At 64.7% G+C, this 20,246-nt stretch carries 24 protein-coding genes; 9 read left to right on the top strand and 15 right to left on the bottom strand.

What is annotated here, in order from left to right; genetic code table 11:
* Positions 1-13 precede the first annotated feature (13 nt).
* The 3 genes from BBF93_RS00595 to BBF93_RS00585 form a co-directional block, all read right to left on the bottom strand.
* Positions 14-1,363 carry an MFS transporter gene (locus tag BBF93_RS00595; protein ID WP_114104698.1) on the bottom strand — a complete coding sequence of 450 codons (1,350 nt, stop codon included), beginning with the start codon at positions 1,361-1,363 and terminating at the stop codon, positions 14-16.
* Between the two features lie 119 nt (positions 1,364-1,482).
* Positions 1,483-1,974: a GNAT family N-acetyltransferase gene (locus tag BBF93_RS00590; RefSeq protein WP_114104697.1), complete on the bottom strand. Its 492-nt coding sequence runs from the start codon at positions 1,972-1,974 to the stop codon at positions 1,483-1,485.
* 70 nt (positions 1,975-2,044) lie between these two features.
* Positions 2,045-2,950, bottom strand: a complete 906-nt coding sequence (locus BBF93_RS00585; protein WP_114104696.1) for a GNAT family N-acetyltransferase — start codon at positions 2,948-2,950, stop codon at positions 2,045-2,047.
* Between the two features lie 242 nt (positions 2,951-3,192).
* Here BBF93_RS00585 and BBF93_RS00580 point away from each other — a divergent pair, with 242 nt between their 5' ends.
* The 6 genes from BBF93_RS00580 (at position 3,193) to BBF93_RS00555 (ending at position 7,676) form a co-directional block, all read left to right on the top strand.
* Positions 3,193-3,633, top strand: a complete 441-nt coding sequence (locus BBF93_RS00580) for a response regulator (protein WP_035599038.1) — start codon at positions 3,193-3,195, stop codon at positions 3,631-3,633.
* A 95-nt stretch (positions 3,634-3,728) separates the two neighbouring features.
* The gene (locus BBF93_RS00575; RefSeq protein WP_114104695.1) at positions 3,729-4,343 is read left to right on the top strand and encodes a rhomboid family intramembrane serine protease; all 615 of its coding nucleotides are present in this window, start codon (positions 3,729-3,731) and stop codon (positions 4,341-4,343) included.
* 14 nt (positions 4,344-4,357) lie between these two features.
* Entirely contained in the window at positions 4,358-5,485 is a 1,128-nt protein-coding gene (zapE, locus tag BBF93_RS00570) for a cell division protein ZapE (protein WP_114104694.1), read from the top strand.
* 411 nt (positions 5,486-5,896) lie between these two features.
* Entirely contained in the window at positions 5,897-6,793 is an 897-nt protein-coding gene (gene rpoH / locus BBF93_RS00565; protein ID WP_035599022.1) for an RNA polymerase sigma factor RpoH, read from the top strand.
* A gap of 68 nt (positions 6,794-6,861) precedes the next feature.
* The gene (locus tag BBF93_RS00560) at positions 6,862-7,194 is read left to right on the top strand and encodes an RcnB family protein (protein WP_035599019.1); all 333 of its coding nucleotides are present in this window, start codon (positions 6,862-6,864) and stop codon (positions 7,192-7,194) included.
* Positions 7,195-7,319: 125 nt separating this feature from the next.
* The gene (locus BBF93_RS00555; protein WP_084324295.1) at positions 7,320-7,676 is read left to right on the top strand and encodes an RcnB family protein; all 357 of its coding nucleotides are present in this window, start codon (positions 7,320-7,322) and stop codon (positions 7,674-7,676) included.
* 15 nt (positions 7,677-7,691) lie between these two features.
* On the opposite strand, the gene BBF93_RS00550 is transcribed toward BBF93_RS00555, so the two are convergent.
* The gene (locus BBF93_RS00550; protein WP_114104693.1) at positions 7,692-8,207 is read right to left on the bottom strand and encodes a hypothetical protein; all 516 of its coding nucleotides are present in this window, start codon (positions 8,205-8,207) and stop codon (positions 7,692-7,694) included.
* Entirely contained in the window at positions 8,204-8,773 is a 570-nt protein-coding gene (locus BBF93_RS00545; RefSeq protein WP_114104692.1) for a hypothetical protein, read from the bottom strand. The genes BBF93_RS00550 and BBF93_RS00545 overlap by 4 nt, the downstream gene beginning before the upstream one ends.
* Positions 8,774-8,809: 36 nt before the next feature.
* Between BBF93_RS00545 and BBF93_RS00540 the strand changes: the two genes are divergently transcribed.
* Positions 8,810-9,634, top strand: coding sequence for an RNA methyltransferase (locus BBF93_RS00540; RefSeq protein WP_114104691.1), 825 nt, complete (start codon positions 8,810-8,812; stop codon positions 9,632-9,634).
* Between the two features lie 123 nt (positions 9,635-9,757).
* On the opposite strand, the gene BBF93_RS00535 is transcribed toward BBF93_RS00540, so the two are convergent.
* The 6 genes from BBF93_RS00535 to cysG are packed head-to-tail and all read right to left on the bottom strand — an operon-like array spanning position 9,758 to position 15,040.
* On the bottom strand, positions 9,758-10,492 hold the full coding sequence (locus tag BBF93_RS00535; protein ID WP_114104690.1) for a phosphoadenylyl-sulfate reductase: 735 nt from the start codon (positions 10,490-10,492) through the stop codon (positions 9,758-9,760).
* A 22-nt stretch (positions 10,493-10,514) separates the two neighbouring features.
* Positions 10,515-10,997, bottom strand: a complete 483-nt coding sequence (locus tag BBF93_RS00530; protein ID WP_114104689.1) for a DUF934 domain-containing protein — start codon at positions 10,995-10,997, stop codon at positions 10,515-10,517.
* Positions 10,984-12,642, bottom strand: coding sequence for a nitrite/sulfite reductase (locus BBF93_RS00525; protein ID WP_114104688.1), 1,659 nt, complete (start codon positions 12,640-12,642; stop codon positions 10,984-10,986). Before BBF93_RS00525 ends, BBF93_RS00530 begins: the two co-directional genes overlap by 14 nt.
* Positions 12,642-13,268 carry a glutathione S-transferase family protein gene (locus BBF93_RS00520; RefSeq protein ID WP_114104687.1) on the bottom strand — a complete coding sequence of 209 codons (627 nt, stop codon included), beginning with the start codon at positions 13,266-13,268 and terminating at the stop codon, positions 12,642-12,644. Before BBF93_RS00520 ends, BBF93_RS00525 begins: the two co-directional genes overlap by 1 nt.
* A 12-nt stretch (positions 13,269-13,280) precedes the next feature.
* A complete protein-coding gene (locus BBF93_RS00515; RefSeq protein WP_114104686.1) occupies positions 13,281-13,592 on the bottom strand; it encodes a DUF2849 domain-containing protein in 312 nt (103 codons plus the stop codon).
* Complete coding sequence (gene cysG / locus BBF93_RS00510) at positions 13,589-15,040, bottom strand: siroheme synthase CysG (protein WP_114104685.1); 1,452 nt, start codon at positions 15,038-15,040, stop codon at positions 13,589-13,591. Before cysG ends, BBF93_RS00515 begins: the two co-directional genes overlap by 4 nt.
* A gap of 109 nt (positions 15,041-15,149) precedes the next feature.
* Between cysG and gcvA the strand changes: the two genes are divergently transcribed.
* A complete protein-coding gene (gene gcvA / locus BBF93_RS00505; protein WP_035598992.1) occupies positions 15,150-16,082 on the top strand; it encodes a transcriptional regulator GcvA in 933 nt (310 codons plus the stop codon).
* Positions 16,083-16,091: 9 nt separating this feature from the next.
* On the opposite strand, the gene BBF93_RS00500 is transcribed toward gcvA, so the two are convergent.
* A complete protein-coding gene (locus tag BBF93_RS00500) occupies positions 16,092-18,107 on the bottom strand; it encodes a hypothetical protein (RefSeq protein ID WP_035598989.1) in 2,016 nt (671 codons plus the stop codon).
* Positions 18,108-18,188: 81 nt separating this feature from the next.
* Positions 18,189-18,332, bottom strand: a complete 144-nt coding sequence (locus BBF93_RS19425; RefSeq protein WP_157532803.1) for a hypothetical protein — start codon at positions 18,330-18,332, stop codon at positions 18,189-18,191.
* A gap of 167 nt (positions 18,333-18,499) precedes the next feature.
* Between BBF93_RS19425 and BBF93_RS00495 the strand changes: the two genes are divergently transcribed.
* Positions 18,500-18,886: an Hpt domain-containing protein gene (locus BBF93_RS00495; RefSeq protein ID WP_114104684.1), complete on the top strand. Its 387-nt coding sequence runs from the start codon at positions 18,500-18,502 to the stop codon at positions 18,884-18,886.
* On the opposite strand, the gene BBF93_RS00490 is transcribed toward BBF93_RS00495, so the two are convergent.
* On the bottom strand, positions 18,847-19,191 hold the full coding sequence (locus BBF93_RS00490) for a chorismate mutase (protein ID WP_114104683.1): 345 nt from the start codon (positions 19,189-19,191) through the stop codon (positions 18,847-18,849). The two genes, BBF93_RS00495 and BBF93_RS00490, sit on opposite strands and share 40 nt — an antisense overlap.
* Positions 19,192-19,268: 77 nt before the next feature.
* Positions 19,269-20,246, bottom strand: coding sequence for a hypothetical protein (locus BBF93_RS00485; RefSeq protein ID WP_114104682.1), 978 nt, complete (start codon positions 20,244-20,246; stop codon positions 19,269-19,271).

Below are 20,246 nucleotides of genomic sequence, written 5' to 3'. Positions count from 1 at the left end.
CGCCCCCCCTGTGTCAGGGTGGCGGCGCGGCTTCCGCCTGCTTCATCCGCTGGCGGACCATCCAGATGAGGATCAGCGGCGGAAGGGCGGCCAGCGGGCTGAGTGAGAAGTAGAGCGCAAAGCCGCCCATCGAGGAGCCGGTGACGCCCTGCAGCGCGGTGACCCCCAGCCCGGCAAAGCCGCCGAGAAAACCGCTGAGCAGAGACATCAGCGAAGAGAGCAGCGCGAACTGGGCGGCGGTGGCGATGGGGTTGGTGAGGCGGCTGGCCCAGGCGACGATGGCCGCCATGGCGAGGCCGCCGCTGAAGCCTTCCACCACCGTGATGCCAGCCCAGATGAGCTTCGAGCCACCTGACAGGGCAAGGATGCAGAAACCGAGATTGGAAAGGCCCGCCAGCGTAACCCCGATGGCCATGGCCGCGAGCGTGCCGAAGCGCAAGCCTATAAGCCCGGCGGCGACCACCCCGCCCAGCGTCGCCGGGAAGCCGATGGCGGTGCGCATGCCGGCAATTTCGGCGGTGGAGAAACCAAGGTCTATATATAAGGGCCCGACCATCGGCACGATCAGCCCGTCCGGCAGGAAGAACAGCGCGATCAGCGGCAGGAATACATAGAGGTTGCGGCCATGGTCCTGCCAGAAAACCTTCACGGGACGGACGAGCGCGCCGCCAACCGAGGCAAGGCCTGTCAGCGGCTCGAAATTACGCGGCTTCTGCGGCTCCCGCGCCAGCAGGAGCGCCGAGAGGCCCGCAATACCTCCCAGCGAGGCAAAAGCGTAAGCCATCTGCCAGCCAACAATGCCGGAAGCGGCCAGTAGCGGCACATTGCCGAGGAAATAGCCCGAGCGCAGGCCAAGGATATAGGCCGAGGCCATCAGATCCTGCTCTTCATCCTTCGCGCTTTCGATGCGCCAGGCATCCACCGCGATATCCTGCGTGGCGGCGGCAAAGGAGGTGAGCATGGCGAAGCCGGCAAACACCGCCAGCCCGCCGGAAGGGCCGGTGAACGCCATGCCAAGAATGCCGATTGTGACGAAGATCTGTCCAAGGAGCATCCAGGAGCGGCGATGGCCGAGCCGCTTGCCGAGGAGGGGCAGCCGGATCCAGTCCACAAAAGGCGCCCACAGGAATTTGGCGGAAACGAAGATGCCAACCCAGCCCATGAAGCCGATGGCGGTGAGCGCGATGCCTTCCTGCCGCAGCCAGTAGCCGAGCGTGGCGCCGACCATGACGGGCGGCATGCCCGTGGCAATGCCGAACACCATCGCAATGGCGACCTTCGGCTGGCGGAGTGATCCCAGAACTTCGCGCAGGCCGGCCTGTGGCCGAACCGGCTCGTCCTGGCCGGTCACAATGTCGGCCATACTTCCTCCCGAAGCGCAGCCGGCCAGCCCCTCGCCTCATGGGCGGGCAAGGTTTTGATGTACGGTCATTTGCGCTGAGGCGGAGTGTGTCAGCGCCTCCCCCGCCCTGCAAGCAGAAATCAGGCTGCCGTTACGAGACCTTCGAGCAGGCTGGCATCGCCTGCCAGATCCTTCACCATAACGCGGGACTGGTCCTGGGGCCCTGGGAAAGTCAGGCGGCCGCGCGGCGTGACGGTGAAGCCCACCTTGCCGAAAAGGCTGTGCGCGCCAATGAGAATGGCTGCCGGCCAGCCAGCTTGCCTGCCTGCGTCGAGGGCCGCCTCGGTAATCTTCAGGCTGAGGAAACTGCCGCGATAGGCGGGGTCAACCGCCACCGGGCCATAGAACAGGGCCGGCATCCGGGAGGGCCCGACCACCAGCGGCCAGACGCGGCAGACGCCGATCACTTTTCCGTCATCGAGGGCGACGCGGTTCACCTCCGGCAGCGAGTGGGAATACTCGCGCAGGCGCTCTGCCGTCTTGGCAAAGTGGCCAGGGCCGAAGGTGCGGTCGAAGAGGGCTTCGATCGCTTCGGCATGAAGGCTTGGATTTTCCGGTACAATCTCGATCATGGCGGGGCGCTCTAGGGCGCATTTGCCCGCCCCGCAAGCGCCTTGGTGTGAACGCCCGCCCTGCCCCCATTTACACCGGGCGAAAGCGCGCGTCCGGGTTCTCCAGAAGGGCGTAAGCGACATGCGCCTTCAGGGCTTCGGTCAGGGCCACTGGGTCGCCGGCCAGGGCGGCGGGCGGGATTGTTTCGCCAAAGGTCATCCGGAATTGCGAGCCGCGCTTGTTCAGAAGCTCGTTGAAGAGGGTGATGTCGCGCAGCTCGTTGGAGAGATCGCAGAAAAGATAATAGAGCGCCGAATTGCGGGCATCGAGATTGAGCGGAATGACCGGCGCACTCTGCTTGCGGGCAAGGCCCACCACGGTGGGGAACCATTCCTTCTCGATCATCCGGCCATCCTTGCGCAGCGCCAGGCGGCCGGAGGGGAAGATGACCACGCATTTCTCCTCGGCAAAGGCGGCGGCAGCGCGCTTCAGGGTTTCGCGCGTCTTGGCGGGCGAGCGCTTCTCCGCCACCCATTCGACCGGGATGATGACATCCTCAAAGCGCGGATTGACCCGGATGGCGTCTGCATTGGCGAAGAAGACGATGTCGTCGCGCTTCTGTTTCAGCAGATCCCAGACGGCGATGCCGTCGGCAAGGCCCGTGGGATGATTCGCGGCCACGATGCAGCGGCCCTTCTCCGGCAGGCGGTCCAGGCCACCCACGGAAATATCAAAGGCCAATTGTTTTGAGAGGCGGTCAAAACTTTCCCGGCCCGTCAGCTGAACCAGTTCATCGGCCATCCGGCGGGCCTTGCTGTAACCCAGAATGGAATAAAGCAGCGGCCGGGCAACCGGCCAAGCCGGGCTGGCGCGCAGGCGCGGACAACGCTCCTCGATCAAAACATCAACAATATGCACGTCACGGCGCTCTGCCTCGGGCAGAAATGCCGATTGCGCAGCGGGAACTGCAGGATGGGAGAGAGGGCCGTCTGTCATCGAGAATGTGCTTCCTTCCACCCCAAATAGGTGTGCGCAAAGCATAGAGCCGGCCGGATAAAACGGAAAGATGGCTGCTTTCCCCTGCGGCCAACCCTGAAATCCATCGGAATTTCAATACTTCGGAAAGTTTCGCTTTACCAAGACGCAAGACGCCCGTGGCATTGTGAACGTCAGACGGGCAGCGGCTTAACACCTCTTACCCCGCTGCCATTCAAAAACATCCAATGGGGTTGAGTTTCATGAAGGTGCTTTGGATCGAAGATCACGAGCCGGTGCGTACGATGCTGGCGCATGCAGCCGACAAGGCTGCGCGCGCGCGTATTCCGGTGGATCTTGTTATGGCGGAAGGCCTGCTGGCGGCTGAGCGCCGCCTGCGCCTTGAGCGCTTTGATCTCGTGATCGTCGATCTGCAGCTGCCGGAAACCGGCGATGATGTGGATATGGCGGTGGCCCGCGTGGCCAATATGGGCAAGCACCGCATTGCGGTGGCCTCTTCCCGGCCGGAACGCGACGAGGTGGTGTCTTCGGCTGTGCGCTGCGGCGCCAATATCCACCCGCAGGCGGTTTTCAAGGCGGGCCTCAACTTCAACCGCTTCATCCAGCGGCCGGAATCCTTCGAGGATTTCCTGCTGGAACTGATGCCCGCCGCCGGCGCGCGCAGCACCGTTCGCGCAGCCTAACACCGCCAGGCGCTTGCCGCCCCACGGCCAGACTTGCTAAGCCGCCCGAAGGCCCTTCGGGCGGTTTTTACTTCTGAAGGGAAAGACCAAGGCGCATGGCAGACATCTTTTCCTACCCGGCGACGCTGACACTGATCGTGCTGAATGTGTTTGCCAGCCTCATTGCGCTGCGCAACCCCGCATTCAACGCCCAGAACATCCTGTGGGTGCGCCCGATGCGAGAGCAGGGCGAATGGCACCGGCTGATCAGCTCCGGCTTCCTGCACGTGAACGGGTTTCACCTCTTCATCAATATGTATGGTCTCTACATGTTCGGCCCGGTGATCGAGCATGTTCTGGGGGGCGTGAACTTCCTCATCATCTATCTTGCCTCCCTGATCGGCGGCAGCGTCTGGGCCTATCTGTGGAACCGGGCCAATCCGGATTACCGCGCGGCGGGCGCCTCGGGCGCGCTTTCGGGCATCATCCTGGCCTTCTGCATGATCGCGCCTTTCTCCACCCTGTTGTTTCTGTTCATCATTCCGATGTGGGGCATCGTGTTTGGCGTGGCCTTCGTCGCGCTGAGCTATGTCTTCTCGCAGCGGGCTGACCGGATCATTGGCCATGAGGCGCATCTGGGCGGGGCGGTGGTGGGCATCGTGACGACGCTGCTGGTGGAGCCGCGGGTGTGGACCTCCTTTCTGGCGCAGCTTGCTGAAAAGTTCGGGTGAGGACAGTTCAGACGATGGGCGGTGTGCGCGCGAAGTATGAGGCGAAGGTGGCGAGCGGCGCGCTGTCGGAGGATCCGGCGCAGGCAGAAGCCGCCGGACTGCTGGATGACCTTGCCCGGCGCCTGGCCGACCAGCCAAAACCCGGTTTGTTTTCAAAGCCGAAGCCTGTGCGCGGGGTATATCTCTGGGGCGGTGTGGGCCGGGGCAAGTCCATGCTGATGGACCTCTTCTTTGGCGAGGCCGTGACCCAGCCCAAGCGCCGGGTTCACTTCCATGAGTTTATGGCGCAGGTGCATGAGCGGCTCGGCATCTGGCGCAAGATGACGGACGCGGAGAAGAAACGCTCGCCCTGGCGGGTGAAATCAGCCGGGGATGACCCGATCCCGCCGGTGGCCAAGCAGATTGCGGCGGAAGCCAGGCTGCTGTGCTTTGACGAATTTCAGGTGACGCAGATTGCCGATGCGATGATCCTGGGGCGGCTGTTCGATCAGCTGTTCCAGCGGGGTGTGACCGTGGTGGCGACCTCCAACCGCCACCCCGACGAGCTTTACAAGGACGGCATCAACCGCCAGCTTTTCCTCCCCTTTATCAAGGAGTTGAAGGATCGCTGCGCGGTGCTGGAGCTGGTATCGGCGCGCGATTACCGGCTGGACCGGCTGGTGGAAGCGCCCGTCTGGTATGCGCCGCTGAACGCCGCGAGCACTGCCGCGCTGGACAAGGCCTGGGACCGGCTGACCCTGGGGGCCGAACCGCAGCACTGCGTGCTGACGGTGAAGGGCCGCAAGCTGGAGGTGAGCCGGGAGGCCGCCGGGGTGGCGCGATTTACCTTCGAGGAGCTGTGCGCGCGGCCGCTGGGGCCGATCGACTACCTGGCCATTGCCGGGACGTTTCACACGGTGATCCTGGAGGGCATTCCCCTGCTCTCTCCGGACAAGCGGAACGAGGCAATGCGCTTCGTCAGCCTGATCGATGCCCTCTACGAGGCGAAGGTGAAGCTGGTGGCGAGCGCGGAAGCGGAGCCGGGCGCGCTTTACCCGGAAGGCGACGGATCGTTCGAATTCGAGCGAACGGCGAGCCGGCTTTTCGAGATGCGGTCGAAAGATTATCTGAGCCTTGAGCGCCAGGATGTCGATCTGAGCTGAACACCCTGAAAAATCAGGACATTTCAGGTATTTTGAGCGCCCACGGCGGGACAGGGCGTGACACCGGATGGACAAATCCGGACAGTTTCGGACAAATCCGGACACTTCCGGCACGGTGATGGCCACAACTTGCGCTGGGCGGACGGTTTCTTACATTCCCTTCAGGACCGGCCCGGATATACCCCGGCCCGACCTGACAACACGAAGGTGTGAAGCCGGCGGGAAACCCGTTACCGGCCCTCTTCCACATGCATGCCTCAATTCCTATTTATGCATCTGCGCGATGAGTGAATTGCGCACGCCTGGAGACGACGCCGCCGCTAAGCGGGGCTAAGGTTTCAAGGTGAGCCCCAAAGACGGGAACAGGCTGCCGCGCCAAGACGGGGCCGGTTCCGAGAAGGAGGAATGAACATGGCGAATGCGAACGCAAAAAGCTCGGTTGCCCTTAGCCCCGAACAGGGCATGAGCCGCTATCTGAGCGAAATCCGCAAATTCCCGATGCTCGAGAAGAATGAGGAATTCATGCTGGCGCGCCGGTGGCGCGACCATGAAGACACCGAAGCGGCCGAGAAGATGGTGACCTCCCACCTGCGCCTCGTGGCGAAGATTGCCATGGGCTATCGTGGCTATGGCCTGCCGATGGCCGAGGTGATCTCGGAGGGTAACGTTGGCCTGATGCAGGCGGTGAAGAAATTCGACCCCGACAAGGGCTTCCGCCTGGCCACCTATGCGATGTGGTGGATCCGCGCGGCCATTCAGGAATACATCCTGCGCAGCTGGAGCCTGGTGAAACTTGGCACCACGGCCGCGCAGAAGAAGCTGTTCTTCAACCTGCGCCGCCTGAAGGGCGAGATGCAGGCGCTGGAAGAAGGCGACCTGAAACCTGAGCAGGCCCGGCTGATTGCCGAGAAGCTGAACGTCACCGAAGCCGAAGTGTTCTCGATGAACGGGCGGATGAGCGGGTCTGATGCCTCGCTGAACGTGCCGATGGGCACCGATGGCGACATGGAATGGCAGGACTGGCTGGCCGATGATGAACCCGGCACGGCCGAAACCTTCGCCAACCGCCAGGAACTCGACGCGCGGATGGACCTGCTGACCCAGGCGATGGAAGACCTTTCCGAGCGCGAACGTCACATCCTGACCGAGCGGCGCCTGATCGACGAGCCCAAGACGCTGGAAGAACTGTCGGAGCAGTACAATGTCAGCCGCGAACGCATCCGGCAGATTGAAGTACGCGCTTTCGAGAAGCTGCAGAAGGCGATGAAGCGCATGGCCAAGGAACAGGGCCTGCCCGTCGGCGCCTGACGCATATGTGAGGGAACCCTCCGGAGCAGTTGCGGGTTTATTCCGCGTAACTGCAACGGAGATCCCTCATGTATCTCAAGACAATTACTCTGTTGATGGCCGGCGCCATGGGCGCGGGCGCCGTCGCCTTTGCTGACCCGCCGCACCGGCGTGGGCATGACCTTCCCCCTGGCCTTGCCAAGCAGGGGAAAATCCCGCCGGGACACGCCAAGAAGATGTGGCGCAAGGGCGATCATCTGCCCGTGCATTACCGCGAGGTATATGTGCGCGATTACCACTATTACGACCTGCGCGAGCCGCCCCGCGGCTACCGGTGGGTGCATGTGGATGAGGACGCCTATCTCGTTGAGATTGCCAGCGGGCTGATTGCCGAAGTGCTCGTCAACGCGCTGTCGAACTAACCCGGCGCTGCGCCCCCCTCCCGTTTACGCGCCGCCCCTCTCAGACCCCGCCTCTGCTGGCCGTTTCCCCGGCTGGAACCAGAGGCGGGGTTTTCGCGTTGGGGAATTGAGAGGAGAAAATTTCAATGTCTTTGCGCGCCGTGATCCTTTTATTGGCATCTGCCATGGGTGGAGGACTGACGGCGTTGGCAGACCCGCCGGCAAGCGAGGCGCCGGCGCAGGCGTCGTTTGATCTGGCCAGCGTTGACCAACCTCACCCCGGCGACGCGCCCGTGATGGCGCCTGACCGGACGCCGATGTGGGGGAGAGGGCAGATCCTTCCGCCGGAATTTCGCGGCGAGGAGTTCCGCGACTGGGAAACCTATCATCTCTCCGCGCCTCCCGAAGGCTATCGCTGGGTGCGCGTTGAGCGCGGGGCGTATCGCGTGAAACAGGAAGACGGCTATATCGCCGAGGCGGTGTTTGGTCTGCCCACAGACTGACGAGTTGAAGGTGCACTATTCAGCGCGCGCGTCCTGCATACTGAAATCATCCACATACCAGGCGCCGCGCTGGCGAACCCAAACAATTTCGACCGAGCGCTGAACATTATTCAGGAAATCCGCTTGAGCGAGGCAGGTGACGAAATCCCCTTCCCGCGCCTCCGCGCCGCGAGAGGAATGGGCGGTGCAGCTCGGCTTTGAGATAAAGAGGGCGCCGCCGGTTTCAGCGAGGCCCGCATTGAGGCGGGTGAGCGCTTCGGGAGAAAGCTGCGCGCCCTCTGCCAGGCGGGGATCGCCCACTGGCGCGAAGCCGCGCTGCGCCGTGACCGAAAGGATCAGGGCGCGGGTGGGCTCAACCCGCTCCAGCGAATTGGCAATGAGACCGCCAAACAGCCAGGCACAGCCGGCAAACATCAAGACCATCAGCCCAAGGACGACCAGCGACGCAATTTTCAACGCTTTGGGGAGGCGCGAGGGCGGACGGCGCAGGCGATGGAAGACCTCCAGCTTTGGGCGCTCTGACGGGGTCATTGCGAACCGGCTTCGGGCACTTCCTCGCCCGCCTCGATCCGGTCAAGCTTTTCGGCCTTGTCGATCAGCACGGTATTGTCGGTGAAATGGGTCTGGAAATCGAGGAGCTTCCAGGTCTCATCCTCCCGCACCCAGCGCACGGCGATAGTGACCGGAGACAGCTCTGCCGTGGCAGAGAGCGTGCAGTTGGCGAAGGTACCCGATTGCGCAGGATCAGCATTCGCGCTGCTGACGATGTTGCAGGAAGCCGGGGTGAACTGGGACACCTTGCCGAACTGTTTCATGAACCGGTTGAGGGAATCGAGCGAGCCCTGCTCCACCCCCGCGCGGCGGGCATAGACCGGATCATCCGCAGGCGGCAGACCTTCCGCCATGAAACGCTGGGCGAGCATCTCTGTCGCGGCGTTGCGGGCGGTGACGGCCTTGTAGAGATCAATGCCACCCTTGACGCAGCTGCCCAGAACATAGAGGAGCAGCGCGCCCCCGCCGAGGATCCACCACAGCCGGCGCGACTTGCGCGGGGCGGGCGTTTGCTCATATGGCTGCGTAGTGTCCGGTTCCGACATTTCCCCGCTCCGTAAGGTTGCCCCAGAGACAAGCAGATGAAACCTGATCAGGCAATACGCATTGAGCGCCCCGATGACCCGCGCGTGGAGGCCTATGTTTCCCTCCGCGAGCGCGACCTGACGGGCGGGCATGGCGGGCGGTTTATCGTGGAAGGCAAGGTGACGCTGGAAACGCTGCTGCGGCGGGGCCGGTTTGAGGTGGAGAGCCTCTTCCTGTGCGAGACGCGGCTGGCGCCGCTGGCGGACATTCTGGCCCAAGTGCCGGAGGGCGTGCCGGTTTATGTGGCGGCGCAGGGCGTGATGGATACGGTGGCAGGGTTTCCGATGCACCGGGGGGTGCTGGCATGCGGGCGCAAGGGGGAGAGCGTTCCGCCTGCGGAGTTTCTGCGCCGGGCGCCGCCGGGCGAGCGCTCCACGCTTCTGCTCCTGTCGGAGCTGTCCAATCATGACAATGTGGGAGCGTGTTTCCGCAATGCGGCGGCGTTTGGGGCCGATGCCGTGCTGCTGGACGCGGCCTCGTGCGATCCGCTTTACCGCAAGGCGATCCGGGTTTCTTCCGGCGCGGCGCTGTGGCTGCCCTTCAGCCAGGGCGGCACGGGCGGCGGACTGATCGAGGCGGCCGAAGCGGCCGATTATGAGGTGTGGGCACTGACGCCGCGCGCGAATGCCGCGCCCCTGCCCTCGCTGAAAGTACCGGCGCGCGTGGCGCTGCTGATGGGCGCAGAGGGACCGGGCCTGCCGGCGGAGATGATCGCGCGGGCGCGGCCGGTGCGCATTCCGATGACGGATGGGTTTGACAGCGTGAACGTGGCGACGGCCGCGGCGATTGCGCTGAGCCATGTGTTTGCGGCGCGGGGGTAAAGCTCACCCACTCTTATCCTTCGGCTTCGTTCAGGATGAGCTCAAATACGGAGCGCCCCACAAGCAAGGCGCAGGCGCAGCGGCGCTGAGCCCGAAGGGCTCAGCAATAGCGGCGAGCAATAATCAGAAAACCCTTGGCCGTTCGTTGCGGTCTACGTGGAGGCCGCATTCGGTTTTCTGCTGGCCGGCCCAGCGGCCGGAACGCGGATCGCTCGGGTCTGCGGCGGGTTTGGTGCAGGGCCAGCAGCCGATGGAGGGATAGCCCTGGGAGACCAGCGGGTGGCGCGGCAGGTTTTTCTCGGCGAGGTAAGCGTCGACATCGGCCTGCGTCCAGCTGGCGAGCGGGTTTACCTTGTAGCGGCCATCGGCATATTCAAACACCGGCAGGCTCATCCGGGCGCCGCCATGGAAGCGTTTGCGGCCCGTGATCCAGGCGCCGAAGCCTTCCAGCGCCGGCTCCAGCGGGCGCACCTTGCGCAGGGCGCAGCAGGCGTCCGCATCGGACTTCCAGAGCATGTTCTTGGGATCGAGCACCTTGCGCTCGGTCTCGTTGGGCGTGATCTCGCGCACGCCGGTGAGGCCGAGGCGTTCGATGACCTCATCCTTATAGTCCAGCGTCTGGGGGAAATGCATGCCAGTGTCGATGAAGACGATCGGCAGGGAGGGGTCTACCTCGGCAATGAGGGAGAGCATGACGACGCTTTCGGCGCCGAAGCTGGACACATAGGTGAGCTCGCCCGGCCATTCGCGGGAAATGGCCGCGCGGAGGATTTCCTGGGCCGACGCCGTGCGCAGCTCTGCATTGAGGCGCGCGAGCCGGGCTGCGGGCTGCTCGGGAATCTCGGTTTCAAATGCCATGGGCCGGGGCCCTTCCTGCGGATCAACTGCGTCTGCGGAAGGCCGGGACCGAAGGGTCTGCTGCGGGCTGGTAGACCACGCTGTATTCGTTCAAGGCTTCCAGCACTTCAGATAGGCCAGCGCGGGCGGTCTCGTAAGCATCGAACCCTGAACGGTGCATGTAGAATATCTGATCCCTCAGCACATGGCCGACCGCGCGCAGCTCGCCCGTATACTGATAGCGGCGGCGCAGGAGCTGGGCATGGCTGTAGCCGCGCCCATCGGTGTATTTGGGAAAATCGATCTCGATGAGGGCGAGTTCCGCGAGGTAAGGCTCCAGATCCTCGGCCTTGTCTGCCGGGGAAAGGCGCACGCCATCGGGCAGCGGGCCGTTCTCCTGCCCCTGTTTCAGGGCGAGGAAACGGCCAAGGGATACAGAAAACCTACCTGTTTCCGGAAGTGGCTCGCCCTCGGCGACGAAAACCCAGTCATTGGCGATCTCGGCGCCGTTCTTAATCAGCGGCATAGAGCGCCTCCTGGAAGGGCTGGTGGCCGAGGCGTTCCAGCGTGTCGATGAACTTCTCGTCCTTGGACGTGCGCTGGGCCCGGTAGAACTCCACGACGCGGTGAATGGCGCCGGGCACTTCTTCTGCCCTGAGGCCGGGGCCGACGATATTGCCGAGGGCGGCTTTCTCATCGGCGCGGCCGCCGAGAAGGATCTGGTAGAATTCCTCCCCTTTCTTGTCGACGCCGAGGATGCCGATATGGCCGACATGATGGTGGCCGCAGGCATTGATGCAGCCTGAGACGTTGATGTGCAGGCGGCCGATATCTTCCTCATAGGCGGGGTCTGCGAAGAGTTTCGAGACTTCCAGCGAGACCGGGATCGAGCGGGCGTTGGCGAGGTTGCAATAATCGAGGCCGGGGCAGACGATCATGTCGGTGATGCGGCTTTCATTCGCCGTGCCAAGGCCGGCGGCGTCCAGCGCGGCGTAGATTTCCGGCAGGTCATCGAGCGCGACATGCGGCAGGATGAGGTTCTGCGCATGGCTGACGCGGATGTCTCCGTGGCCGAACTTTTCGGCGAGGTCTGCAACGAGTTCCATCTGGGTGTCAGTCGCGTCACCCGGCGCGATGCCCTGCGGCTTCAGGCTGACGGTGACGGAGGCATAGCCCGGCGCCTTGTGGGGGTGGAGGTTTACCCGCGTCCAGCGCGCAAAGGCCGGGTCTGCGGCCTTGGCCGCTTCCAGGCGCTCGGAGACGGCCGGTTTTGCGGCCAGCGCCGGCGGGGCAAAATAGGCATGGATGCGGTCGATTTCGTCCGGGGTCAGCGCAATTTTCTCATGCGGGCGCTGGGCGGCGTATTCTTCCTCGACCTGGCGGATGTATTCAGCTTCGCCAAGCTCTGTGACGAGGATCTTGATGCGGGCCTTGTATTTGTTATCGCGGCGGCCATAGCGGTTATAGACCCGCATAATGGCTTCGAGATAGTCGAGGATCTCGCTTTCCGGCACGAAGGAATTGACCAGCGTGGCGATGACAGGCGTGCGCCCCTGCCCGCCACCGACCCAGACTTCAAAGCCGGTGACGCCGTCCTTCCGGCGGATATGCAGGCCGACATCATGCACGCGGATGGCGGCGCGGTCATGCTCGGCCGCGGTGACGGCGATCTTGAACTTGCGCGGCAGGGCAGCGAATTCGGGATGGAAGGTGGACCATTGGCGGATGATCTCGCACCAGGGGCGCGGATCGAGCAGCTCATCCTGCGCAGCGCCGGCGAAATGATCCGTGGTCGTATTACGGATGCAGTTGCCCGAGGTCTGGATGGCGTGCATCTCCACCTCGGCAAGCTTTTCCAGAACGTCCGGAATGTCTTTCAGGGCGACCCAGTTGAACTGGATGTTCTGGCGCGTGGTGAAGTGGCCAAAGCCCCGGTCATAATCGCGCGCGACCTCTGCCAGGCGGCGCAGCTGGCGGGGGGAAAGCTGGCCATAGGGAATGGCGATGCGCAGCATATAGGCGTGAAGCTGGAGGTAGACGCCGTTCTGCAGGCGCAGGGGCTTGAACTCGTCTTCCAGAAGCTCTCCCGAAAGGCGGCGGGCCACCTGCCCCCGGAACTGGGCGACGCGCTCGGCAACGATGCGGGCGTCGAACTGGTCGTATCGGTACATTAGACTAACAACTCCTGCGCATGGGGAATGCCCAGCGCATCTTCGGTGCGGGATACCCAGCGCGCGACTGCCGGGTAAAGTCGGATATCGAAGCCGCCCTCATGCGCCACGCGCGTGTAAGCGACAAGGGCAATATCAGCGATGCTGAGATCATTTCCGGCAAACCAGTCGCGCCCTTGGAGGCGCTGCTGCATCACGCCGAGGGCGTTGTTGCCGCGCACCAGCAGAGCGGGGTCGATCTCGGTGTCGGATTTCTTGAGATAATGCTTCTGGAACCGGCGCACGGCGATGGCGGTTTCATGGGAATATTGTTCCCAGAAGAGCCAGCTGAAGGCCTCGGCGCGGGCAAAGCGGTCTTCCGGGATGAGGCGCGTGCCTTCAGCGAGATAGAGCATGATGGCGTTGGATTGGGGCAGCACGCGGCCATCGGCCCAGCGCGCCACGGGCACCTGGCCGGCCGGGTTGATGGCCAGGAATTCCGGGGTGCGGGTTTCCCCCTTCACCACATCCACATTCACCCAGGTGTAGGGAATGCCGAGCAGATCGGCGGTCCATTTGGGTTTCAGGCAATTGCCGGAGACGGGGTCTCCATAGAGCGTGAAACCGCCGAGATCAGACGCAGACATGTGGCCCGTGCCCTATGCGTTTTCAGACGCGGCGAGGCCGCCTGCGGAGAACTGCGCGCGCAGCGATTCGCGCAGCGTTTCCCGGCCGGTGATTGCGCCCGCCTCGCTGACCTCCATGAAATAGGGATCGGTGACGAGACCTTCCTGTTTCAGCGCGGCGGCAAGGGCGGCCTCAGCCGCCTCGCCGGTGAAGACGCCAAGCTGGGTGACGTCCTCCGTCCACGACCCATCGGCTTTCAGCCAGACGGTGCGGCCCGTGGCGGTTTCCCAGGCGGTGATAGATTTGGGGGTTTCGGGCTTGAGCTTCGGGCGAACGGAGGTCATGCGGCGGACTCCTTGAATGTGTGCTGGCGGGCGTCGGGGCTGAACCAGGCGAGGCCGGACGCTTCAGTGACGATAGCGGCGATGCGGCCCTGCTCTGCCGGAAGGCCCGCCACTTCGCCGATGATCAGCAGCGCCGGGCCGGCAATGCCTTCTTCCTCGACCAGGAAGGGCAGCTCGGCCAGCGTGCCGAAGACGCGCAGCTCGTCGGGGCGTGTCCCGTTCTCGATGACGGCGACGGGCGTGGTGGGGGCGCGGCCGGCAGCGACGAGTTTTTCGGCAATCGCCGGCGCCGTGTCGACGCCCATGAAGACCACCACGGTCTGCGCGGGGCGCGCGAGGGCCTGCCAGTCAAGATCGGGCACGCCGCCTGCCTTGGCATGGCCGGTTACGAAGGTCAGCGTCTGTGCATGGTCGCGGTGGGTGAGCGGCACGCCGGCAGAGGCGGCACATCCGAGGGCAGAGGAAATGCCCGGCACGACATGCACCTCAATGCCTTCGGCGCGGACGGCTTCAAGCTCTTCCCCGCCCCGGCCGAAGATGAACGGATCGCCGCCCTTGAGGCGCACGACGCGCAGACCTTCGCGGGCCGAAGCGATGAGGCGCTCATGGATTTCGGTCTGCGGGACGGAATGATCGCCCTTGGATTTGCCGACGGGCACGCGGGCCGCGTCACGCCGGATGAGGCCGATGATCTCCGGGCTGACGAGACGGTCATAATAAACCACATCGGCTTCCTGGATGAGGCGCAAGGCTTTCAGCGTGAGGAGTTCCGGATCGCCGGGGCCGGCGCCAACGATATGCACGACGCCGCGGGCGCGTCCAGCGGCGCGGGCCTGCTGGCGCAGCAGGGCTTCGGCGCGTTCAAGGTCTCCGGCATAGGCAGCCTCTGCGGCGGGGCCGGAGAGGGCGCGCTCCCAATAGCGGCGGCGGGCGGATTTGTCGGGGATGGTCTCGCCCACGAAACCGCGCAGGGAGCGGGCAAGCGCGGCAAGGTCGCCGATGCGCTGGGGGAGCAGGGCCTCCAGCTTGGCGCGGATCGACTTGGCGAGCACGGGCGCGGCCCCGCCCGAACCGATGGCGGCGACAATCTCGCCCCGGTCGAGGATCGACGGGACGGTGAAATCGCAATCCTCGGGCTGGTCGACGACATTGACCGGAATATTGCGGGCGCGGACAGCGGCGAGCGCTTCGGCCCGGTGGGCGGGGCTTTCCTCCGCGATGATGGCGAGGCGGGCGCCTTCGAGGGCAGACGCGATCTGGCTGCGCGCGCGCGTATCCACCCAGTCGTCAAACTCGGCGGCCAGGGCGGCCTCGTCAAAGCCGCCAACAAGCACGACCTCTGCGCCCGAGGCATGGAAGAGGCGCAGCTTGCGCGCCGCTTCTTCGCCGCCGCCAAAGACGACGATCCGGGCACCTTCAAGGTTAAAGAAGGCCGGGAACTGGCGCATGGGCGCTATCTTTCTTATTAGTGACACTACAAGGACGGATATAGAAAACCTCCTTGACGCTTCAGACGCAACGGGCAACCCCTACAGCGATCATTTAGAGAAACTATTCATGTCCGACGCCTCAGATCGCCTCCCCCCGCTCAACGCGCTGCGCGCTTTCGAGGCAGCTGCGCGCCGCCTGTCCTTCACGCAGGCGGCCGAAGAATTGAACGTCACGCCCGGCGCCATTTCCCAGCAGATTCGCCAGCTGGAGGACTTTGCCGGCACGCCGCTGTTCAAGCGTACGGGGCGTTCCGTTCTGCTGACCGACGCCGCGCAGGCGAGCCTGCCGCTGGTGCGCGAGGCGTTCGAGAAGATTGCCGAAGCGGGCCGCGTGATGCAGGCCCCTGCCCGCAAGGGGCGGGTGATGATCTCGTCTGCCCCCTCCTTTGCCGCCAAATGGCTGGCGCCGCGCCTGGAGAGCTTCCACCGCGCCAATGAAGGCATCGAGGCCTGGATTTCGGCGGACATGTCGCTGACCGATTTCAACACCGCCGATGCCGACATCGCCATCCGCTATGGCCGGGGCAATTATGAGGGGCTGAAATCGGAAAAGCTGCTCGACGAGATGGTGCTGCCGGTCTGCTCGCCGCGCCTGCTGGAAGGCCCGAACGCCATCCGCAAGCCCGAAGATTTGCGCCACCATACACTGCTGCATGATGAAAGCTCGGAGAATGACCCCTCCTGCCCGGACTGGGCAAGCTGGCTGAGGGCGCATGGCGTCAGCGGTGTGGATGGCAATCGGGGGCCGCGCTTCAATCAGGGCATTCTGGTGATCGAGTCGGCCGCTGCTGGCCGGGGCGTGGCGCTGGCCAAGCAGGCGATTGCGGCGGCAGACCTGGAAGCGGGCCGGCTGGTGGCACCCTTTGCCAATGGATCGATCCCGATCGATTTCGGCTACTGGCTGGTCTGGCCGAAGGGCCGGCATCTTTCGCCGGATGTGCGCGCCTTCATCAAATGGATCAAGGAAGAAGCTGCCGGCACGGAAGTCGTCGGCGTATAGCCTTCGCGCCTAGAGGGCAGCGTCCAGCATCAGGAAGGCAGCGAGGCGCGGGCTGGCATTGCGGCTGGTGCTCTGGGTCTGCTCGAGCGCGGCCAGGGCGTCTGTCCGCTCGAAGCGGACGAACTGTTTTGCCATGTCCATCAGGCGCGGATCGCCCCGCAGGCGCTGGACAACGCGGTCAAACTGCTTGCCGCCCTGCTCAATGGTGGCGGCGTGGCGATCCTTCTCGCCGCGCTGGGCGGCTTCGGCGATGCGGCGCTTGGCCTTGGGCTTGAAAGCGTCCGACAGCGGAATGCCGGAATTCTGCAGGCGCTCCACCACCGCTTCGGCGATGGTTTCCCGGTCTGCCTGGGGCGGAGCCTGATCCTTGCTGATATCGGAAATGATCTCGCGCCAGGGGGCCGGGCCGCCGCCATTGCCGGAGCTGTGGCCGTTGCCGTTATGGCCGTTGTTGTATCCACCTGCGCCATTGCCATTGCTGCCCTGGGAGGGCGGCGTGGGCGCATAGTCAGAGGCGCGGCGGCGCGGCGTTTCGGGCGGGGCATCATCGTGCCGGCGCCGCAGGGAAACCGGCGGGTCCGTATCCCGTTCCCGCGCGGGCGGGGCCTGGGATGGGCGGGCCGCGATGGAGGGGACAGGATCGAGGATATCGTGATCCTCATGGCCGCGCGCAGCGGCGATCATGGCTTCGGCGCTGGCTTCGAAGAGGTCATCATCCATGCTGGGGCGCGGCGGCGTGGCCGGCGGAGTGATCGCGGCATTTCCGTAGGCGGAGGGACGCGCTGACTGGGCCGGGCCATTCTGGAAGGGCTGAGCCTGCTGGAAAGGCTGGGGCGGCGCCGACGCAGAAATCGGTGTGCGGACGGCCGGCGGCGTCAGCGGGGCTGCGGCGGCGGCAGAGCCTGCCGGCATGTACGGCCCGGCCAGACGGTCGAGCGCTTCGCTTTCGAGACGGGCGGCAAGGCCGGCTGCGCGCAGGGCGTAAGCGGCCTGCTCACCGGTTTCACGCAGCTTGGTCAGCGAGCGGGCGGCCTCTTCGGCGGCGGCGCGGGTGGCGGCATTGATCTCGGCATTGGCATGGCGGGCGCCCTCGATGGCGGAGGAGACCGCATTCTTCAGCGCGTCGCCCGTGGTCGCCGCAGCCGCGGCCGCCACTTCGCTGGCGCGGACGGCCGCGTCCACCGTGCGGCGGGAGTGTTCGAGCTTGTCTTCCACGCGGCTGATCGAGAAGGTCAGCGCTTCGGTGCGGCCAGAGGCATCGCGCGCGAGATCATCCAGGGATTCCATCCGGCGGGTGAGTTCCTCACCGGCATGATGCATGGCGATCAGGCGCTGCTCCAGGGCCGCATCCGCGCGGCCGACTTCCTCGCTGGCGACACGGGCAGCCGACACCATCAGCTGGGCCTGGCGCGGAATGGCTTCATTCATCGCGGTGACCTGCGCGCGCAGATCCCGGGCCAGGGTTTCGAGGGCGTGACGCTCCTCACCCAGACGTTCTGCCAGGTCGCGCGCATTGTCTGCCGCCGCATAGGAAACAGATTCGAGCCGCAGCCGCTCATCCCCGATCTCGCCGGCCATGGCCTTCATGGCGGAGAGGGCGTGGGCCATCGCGTGATCGATCTCGGCGGCAGACTGTTTCATCTGCTCGGCAAAGGTGATGCCTTCATGGCCGGCTTCGCGCGCGGGGGCCATCAGGCGGGCGGCCGCTTCGAGCACCAGCGCATTGGCCGCAGCGGCGCGGCGATTGGCGCGGGCCATCTGGCCAGCCGTCACCATCAGCAGCGCGGGGACCACGGCGCCAATGGCGGCCGCGACAATCAGGGCGGGATGATACTGGCTGACAAAGCCGATGCCGCCGAGCCCGATCAGGGCTGCGCCGAGACCTGCGAGCCAGAGAAAAGCCGAGACATAAGCGAGCGTGACCATCCAGCCGCCACCATGTTGCGCAGTTTCAAAATTCTGCGAGGCCTCGTGTCGGACGAGGTCGTCCCGGCCGGACCGGCGCGCAGAGGGGGCTTCCGTCATAATATCTGTATAACCCGCCTTGCGGGTTCCTGCGAGTGCTGATTGCACGCCGACGGAGGGCTAATGCCCTGTTTTTTCGAGTCAGGGCAGCAGGGAGAGCGTTACCGATGAGTCACCCTTGTCCTCGGGTGCCTTTTCGGGCGTCTGCGGAGCAAACTGGAGACCGATCAGAGCGAAGATCGCGGCCAGCACAAGATTGCGGACGAAAATCAGAAATTCGGTCATGATCGTAAAACCCAATGGCGCGCGGCCGTTTTAACCCGTGCGGCGCTATTATCAGAAAGAGACAGGCCGGGCAATCTGTCCGGGTTGAAAGAAACTGCCCCAGCAAGCGAGGTTAACGCCCTGCTAACCGCGCCCGATCAGGTTGACCCGGCCCATAGGAGCCCCTGATGCCCGCTGACACGCCCCTGCCCGTTCTGGACCTTGCCCATCTGGCCGCGATGACGGGGAATGATACCGATCTCTCATTGGAGGTGATCGGCATCTTCCGGGAACAGGCCCAGCTCTGGTCGCGCCTGCTGGACCCGATGAGCGAGACGCGGCAATGGGCCGATGCGGCCCATACGCTGAAAGGCGCAAGCCTGGGCATCGGCGCGCTGAAGCTGGCAGCGGCCTGCGAGCGGGCAGAGAAGGCAGGGCGGGCAGAAACCGCGCCCAGCAAAGCGCATGCAGCCGTGCTGCTCAGCGATGTGAAGGAAGCCCTTGGCGAGACGCTGGAAGCGGCCGCGCGCGCGGCTTACGATTTGGCCTCTGCCGCCAGACGCAGCGCGTCATAGCTTTCAAATTCATAGGCGATGCAGCGGTCGATCAGGGTGCGCCAGACCGGCTCTGCAATCGCAGGAGAAAGGCCGTGTCTTGCGCATTCAGCCTTCACCTTGGCCACAACATCCTCAATCCGCGCCCGGTCGTGCACGGCGGCGCGGGCGCCCTTGATGCGGGCAGCAGCGTCCATCATCGACTGGCGCTCGGCCAGGATCTCGACCAGCAGGCGGTCGATCCGGTCGACCTCATAGCGAACATCCGCCATTGTCTCGGCGGTGTCGGATGTGTGCTTGCGCGCGTCGGAAGTATAGGTCGTCATGCGGCCTCTCAGTTCTTTCGCCCTGCCCTATATGGGCATCGGCCCCGCCGCAAGGGAACGGGGCGCTGCGCCGCAGCTCAGGCCTTGAGCTTTGGCAGGCCGGTTTCCGCGCGCAGCCGCGCAATCATGGCAGGTACATTGCGCCCGGCGATATAGCCCCAGGGCGTCTGGAAGGCCGTGGCGCCGATCGCCGAAAGGTGGGGCTTGAGGCGTGCCGTGTCCTTGAACAGGGCGAGCAGCACGGCGAAATTATTGTGCGCAAACCCGGCCTCGGCGAAGGACAGCTCCGGCCCCGCAGTAAAGCGCTGCCGGAAATGATCGTCGAGTTCGGCAATCTCCGCCCGGAAAGCAGCTGACTTCACCTTCTCTCGGAAGGCGGCGATTTCGGCCCCATCGTCATTCATGGCAGTCTGGTAGAGCCATTCCTCGATCCAGGCACGGGCCTTCAGCGCCAGAAAAGATGCATTCGGCGCCCCGTCCATGGCGTTTTCGGCCGCCGCGTGCATCTCGCCGACACTGCCATGCCATTTGGGGGCGAGGTAGTTCATCCGGGCAAGCTCGGCCAGCACATTGGCCTCGCCGGTGGCGCGCAGATCCGCTGTGGCCGCTTCAAAGCCACCCGCAGGGGCGCCGGTGAGCATCATGGCGCGAAAGCGGAAGCCATGCAGCGCGCTGTCACCGGGCGTTGCTTCGGCAGCCGCTTCCAGCAGGTCTTCGGCGACGGCGGCCATCTCGGCCATGTCCATCACCTGCGTGTCGCTGGTGCGGTCTGCAGTGGCAAAGCCGCGCAAGCGGTGGGCCCAGACGTAATGCAGCGCCCCGGCGATGGCATAGAGCGCGGGATGATCGTTCAGCGCCGGCAGGGGCGCCCCGATCTCCGACAGCTGACCGAGCCCATCGAGGAAATGGATACGGTCTGGCGGCGGCAGGCCGGCATAAAGCTCAGCCAGCCCGCGCCCCTTCCCGGCCTCCAGCAAGGCAAGGCCCGGCGCAACATGGCGGTTACCCTCGGCGAGATCGAAGGCGGCTTGTTTCTTCCCGAACAGTCCGAACAC

Source organism: Hyphomonas sp. CACIAM 19H1, from assembly GCF_003325995.1.
Classification (GTDB): Bacteria; Pseudomonadota; Alphaproteobacteria; order Caulobacterales; family Hyphomonadaceae; genus Hyphomonas; species Hyphomonas polymorpha.
Note: the sequence above shows the minus strand (reverse complement) of the source record. Positions and strands in the feature narration are given on the sequence as shown.

Coding starts and splice junctions, on each gene's coding strand:
- BBF93_RS00490 (WP_114104683.1), bottom strand. CDS start 19,191: ATGACGACCTATACTTCCGACGCGCGCAAGCACACATCCGACACCGCC.
- rpoH (WP_035599022.1), top strand. CDS start 5,897: ATGGCGAATGCGAACGCAAAAAGCTCGGTTGCCCTTAGCCCCGAACAG.
- BBF93_RS00530 (WP_114104689.1), bottom strand. CDS start 10,997: ATGCCGCTGATTAAGAACGGCGCCGAGATCGCCAATGACTGGGTTTTC.
- BBF93_RS00595 (WP_114104698.1), bottom strand. CDS start 1,363: ATGGCCGACATTGTGACCGGCCAGGACGAGCCGGTTCGGCCACAGGCC.
- zapE (WP_114104694.1), top strand. CDS start 4,358: ATGGGCGGTGTGCGCGCGAAGTATGAGGCGAAGGTGGCGAGCGGCGCG.
- BBF93_RS00515 (WP_114104686.1), bottom strand. CDS start 13,592: ATGACCTCCGTTCGCCCGAAGCTCAAGCCCGAAACCCCCAAATCTATC.
- BBF93_RS00495 (WP_114104684.1), top strand. CDS start 18,500: ATGCCCGCTGACACGCCCCTGCCCGTTCTGGACCTTGCCCATCTGGCC.
- BBF93_RS00575 (WP_114104695.1), top strand. CDS start 3,729: ATGGCAGACATCTTTTCCTACCCGGCGACGCTGACACTGATCGTGCTG.
- BBF93_RS00590 (WP_114104697.1), bottom strand. CDS start 1,974: ATGATCGAGATTGTACCGGAAAATCCAAGCCTTCATGCCGAAGCGATC.
- gcvA (WP_035598992.1), top strand. CDS start 15,150: ATGTCCGACGCCTCAGATCGCCTCCCCCCGCTCAACGCGCTGCGCGCT.
- BBF93_RS00580 (WP_035599038.1), top strand. CDS start 3,193: ATGAAGGTGCTTTGGATCGAAGATCACGAGCCGGTGCGTACGATGCTG.
- BBF93_RS00525 (WP_114104688.1), bottom strand. CDS start 12,642: ATGTACCGATACGACCAGTTCGACGCCCGCATCGTTGCCGAGCGCGTC.
- BBF93_RS00585 (WP_114104696.1), bottom strand. CDS start 2,950: ATGACAGACGGCCCTCTCTCCCATCCTGCAGTTCCCGCTGCGCAATCG.
- BBF93_RS19425 (WP_157532803.1), bottom strand. CDS start 18,332: ATGACCGAATTTCTGATTTTCGTCCGCAATCTTGTGCTGGCCGCGATC.
- BBF93_RS00545 (WP_114104692.1), bottom strand. CDS start 8,773: ATGTCGGAACCGGACACTACGCAGCCATATGAGCAAACGCCCGCCCCG.
- cysG (WP_114104685.1), bottom strand. CDS start 15,040: ATGCGCCAGTTCCCGGCCTTCTTTAACCTTGAAGGTGCCCGGATCGTC.
- BBF93_RS00500 (WP_035598989.1), bottom strand. CDS start 18,107: ATGACGGAAGCCCCCTCTGCGCGCCGGTCCGGCCGGGACGACCTCGTC.
- BBF93_RS00560 (WP_035599019.1), top strand. CDS start 6,862: ATGTATCTCAAGACAATTACTCTGTTGATGGCCGGCGCCATGGGCGCG.
- BBF93_RS00555 (WP_084324295.1), top strand. CDS start 7,320: ATGTCTTTGCGCGCCGTGATCCTTTTATTGGCATCTGCCATGGGTGGA.
- BBF93_RS00540 (WP_114104691.1), top strand. CDS start 8,810: ATGAAACCTGATCAGGCAATACGCATTGAGCGCCCCGATGACCCGCGC.
- BBF93_RS00535 (WP_114104690.1), bottom strand. CDS start 10,492: ATGGCATTTGAAACCGAGATTCCCGAGCAGCCCGCAGCCCGGCTCGCG.
- BBF93_RS00520 (WP_114104687.1), bottom strand. CDS start 13,268: ATGTCTGCGTCTGATCTCGGCGGTTTCACGCTCTATGGAGACCCCGTC.
- BBF93_RS00550 (WP_114104693.1), bottom strand. CDS start 8,207: ATGACCCCGTCAGAGCGCCCAAAGCTGGAGGTCTTCCATCGCCTGCGC.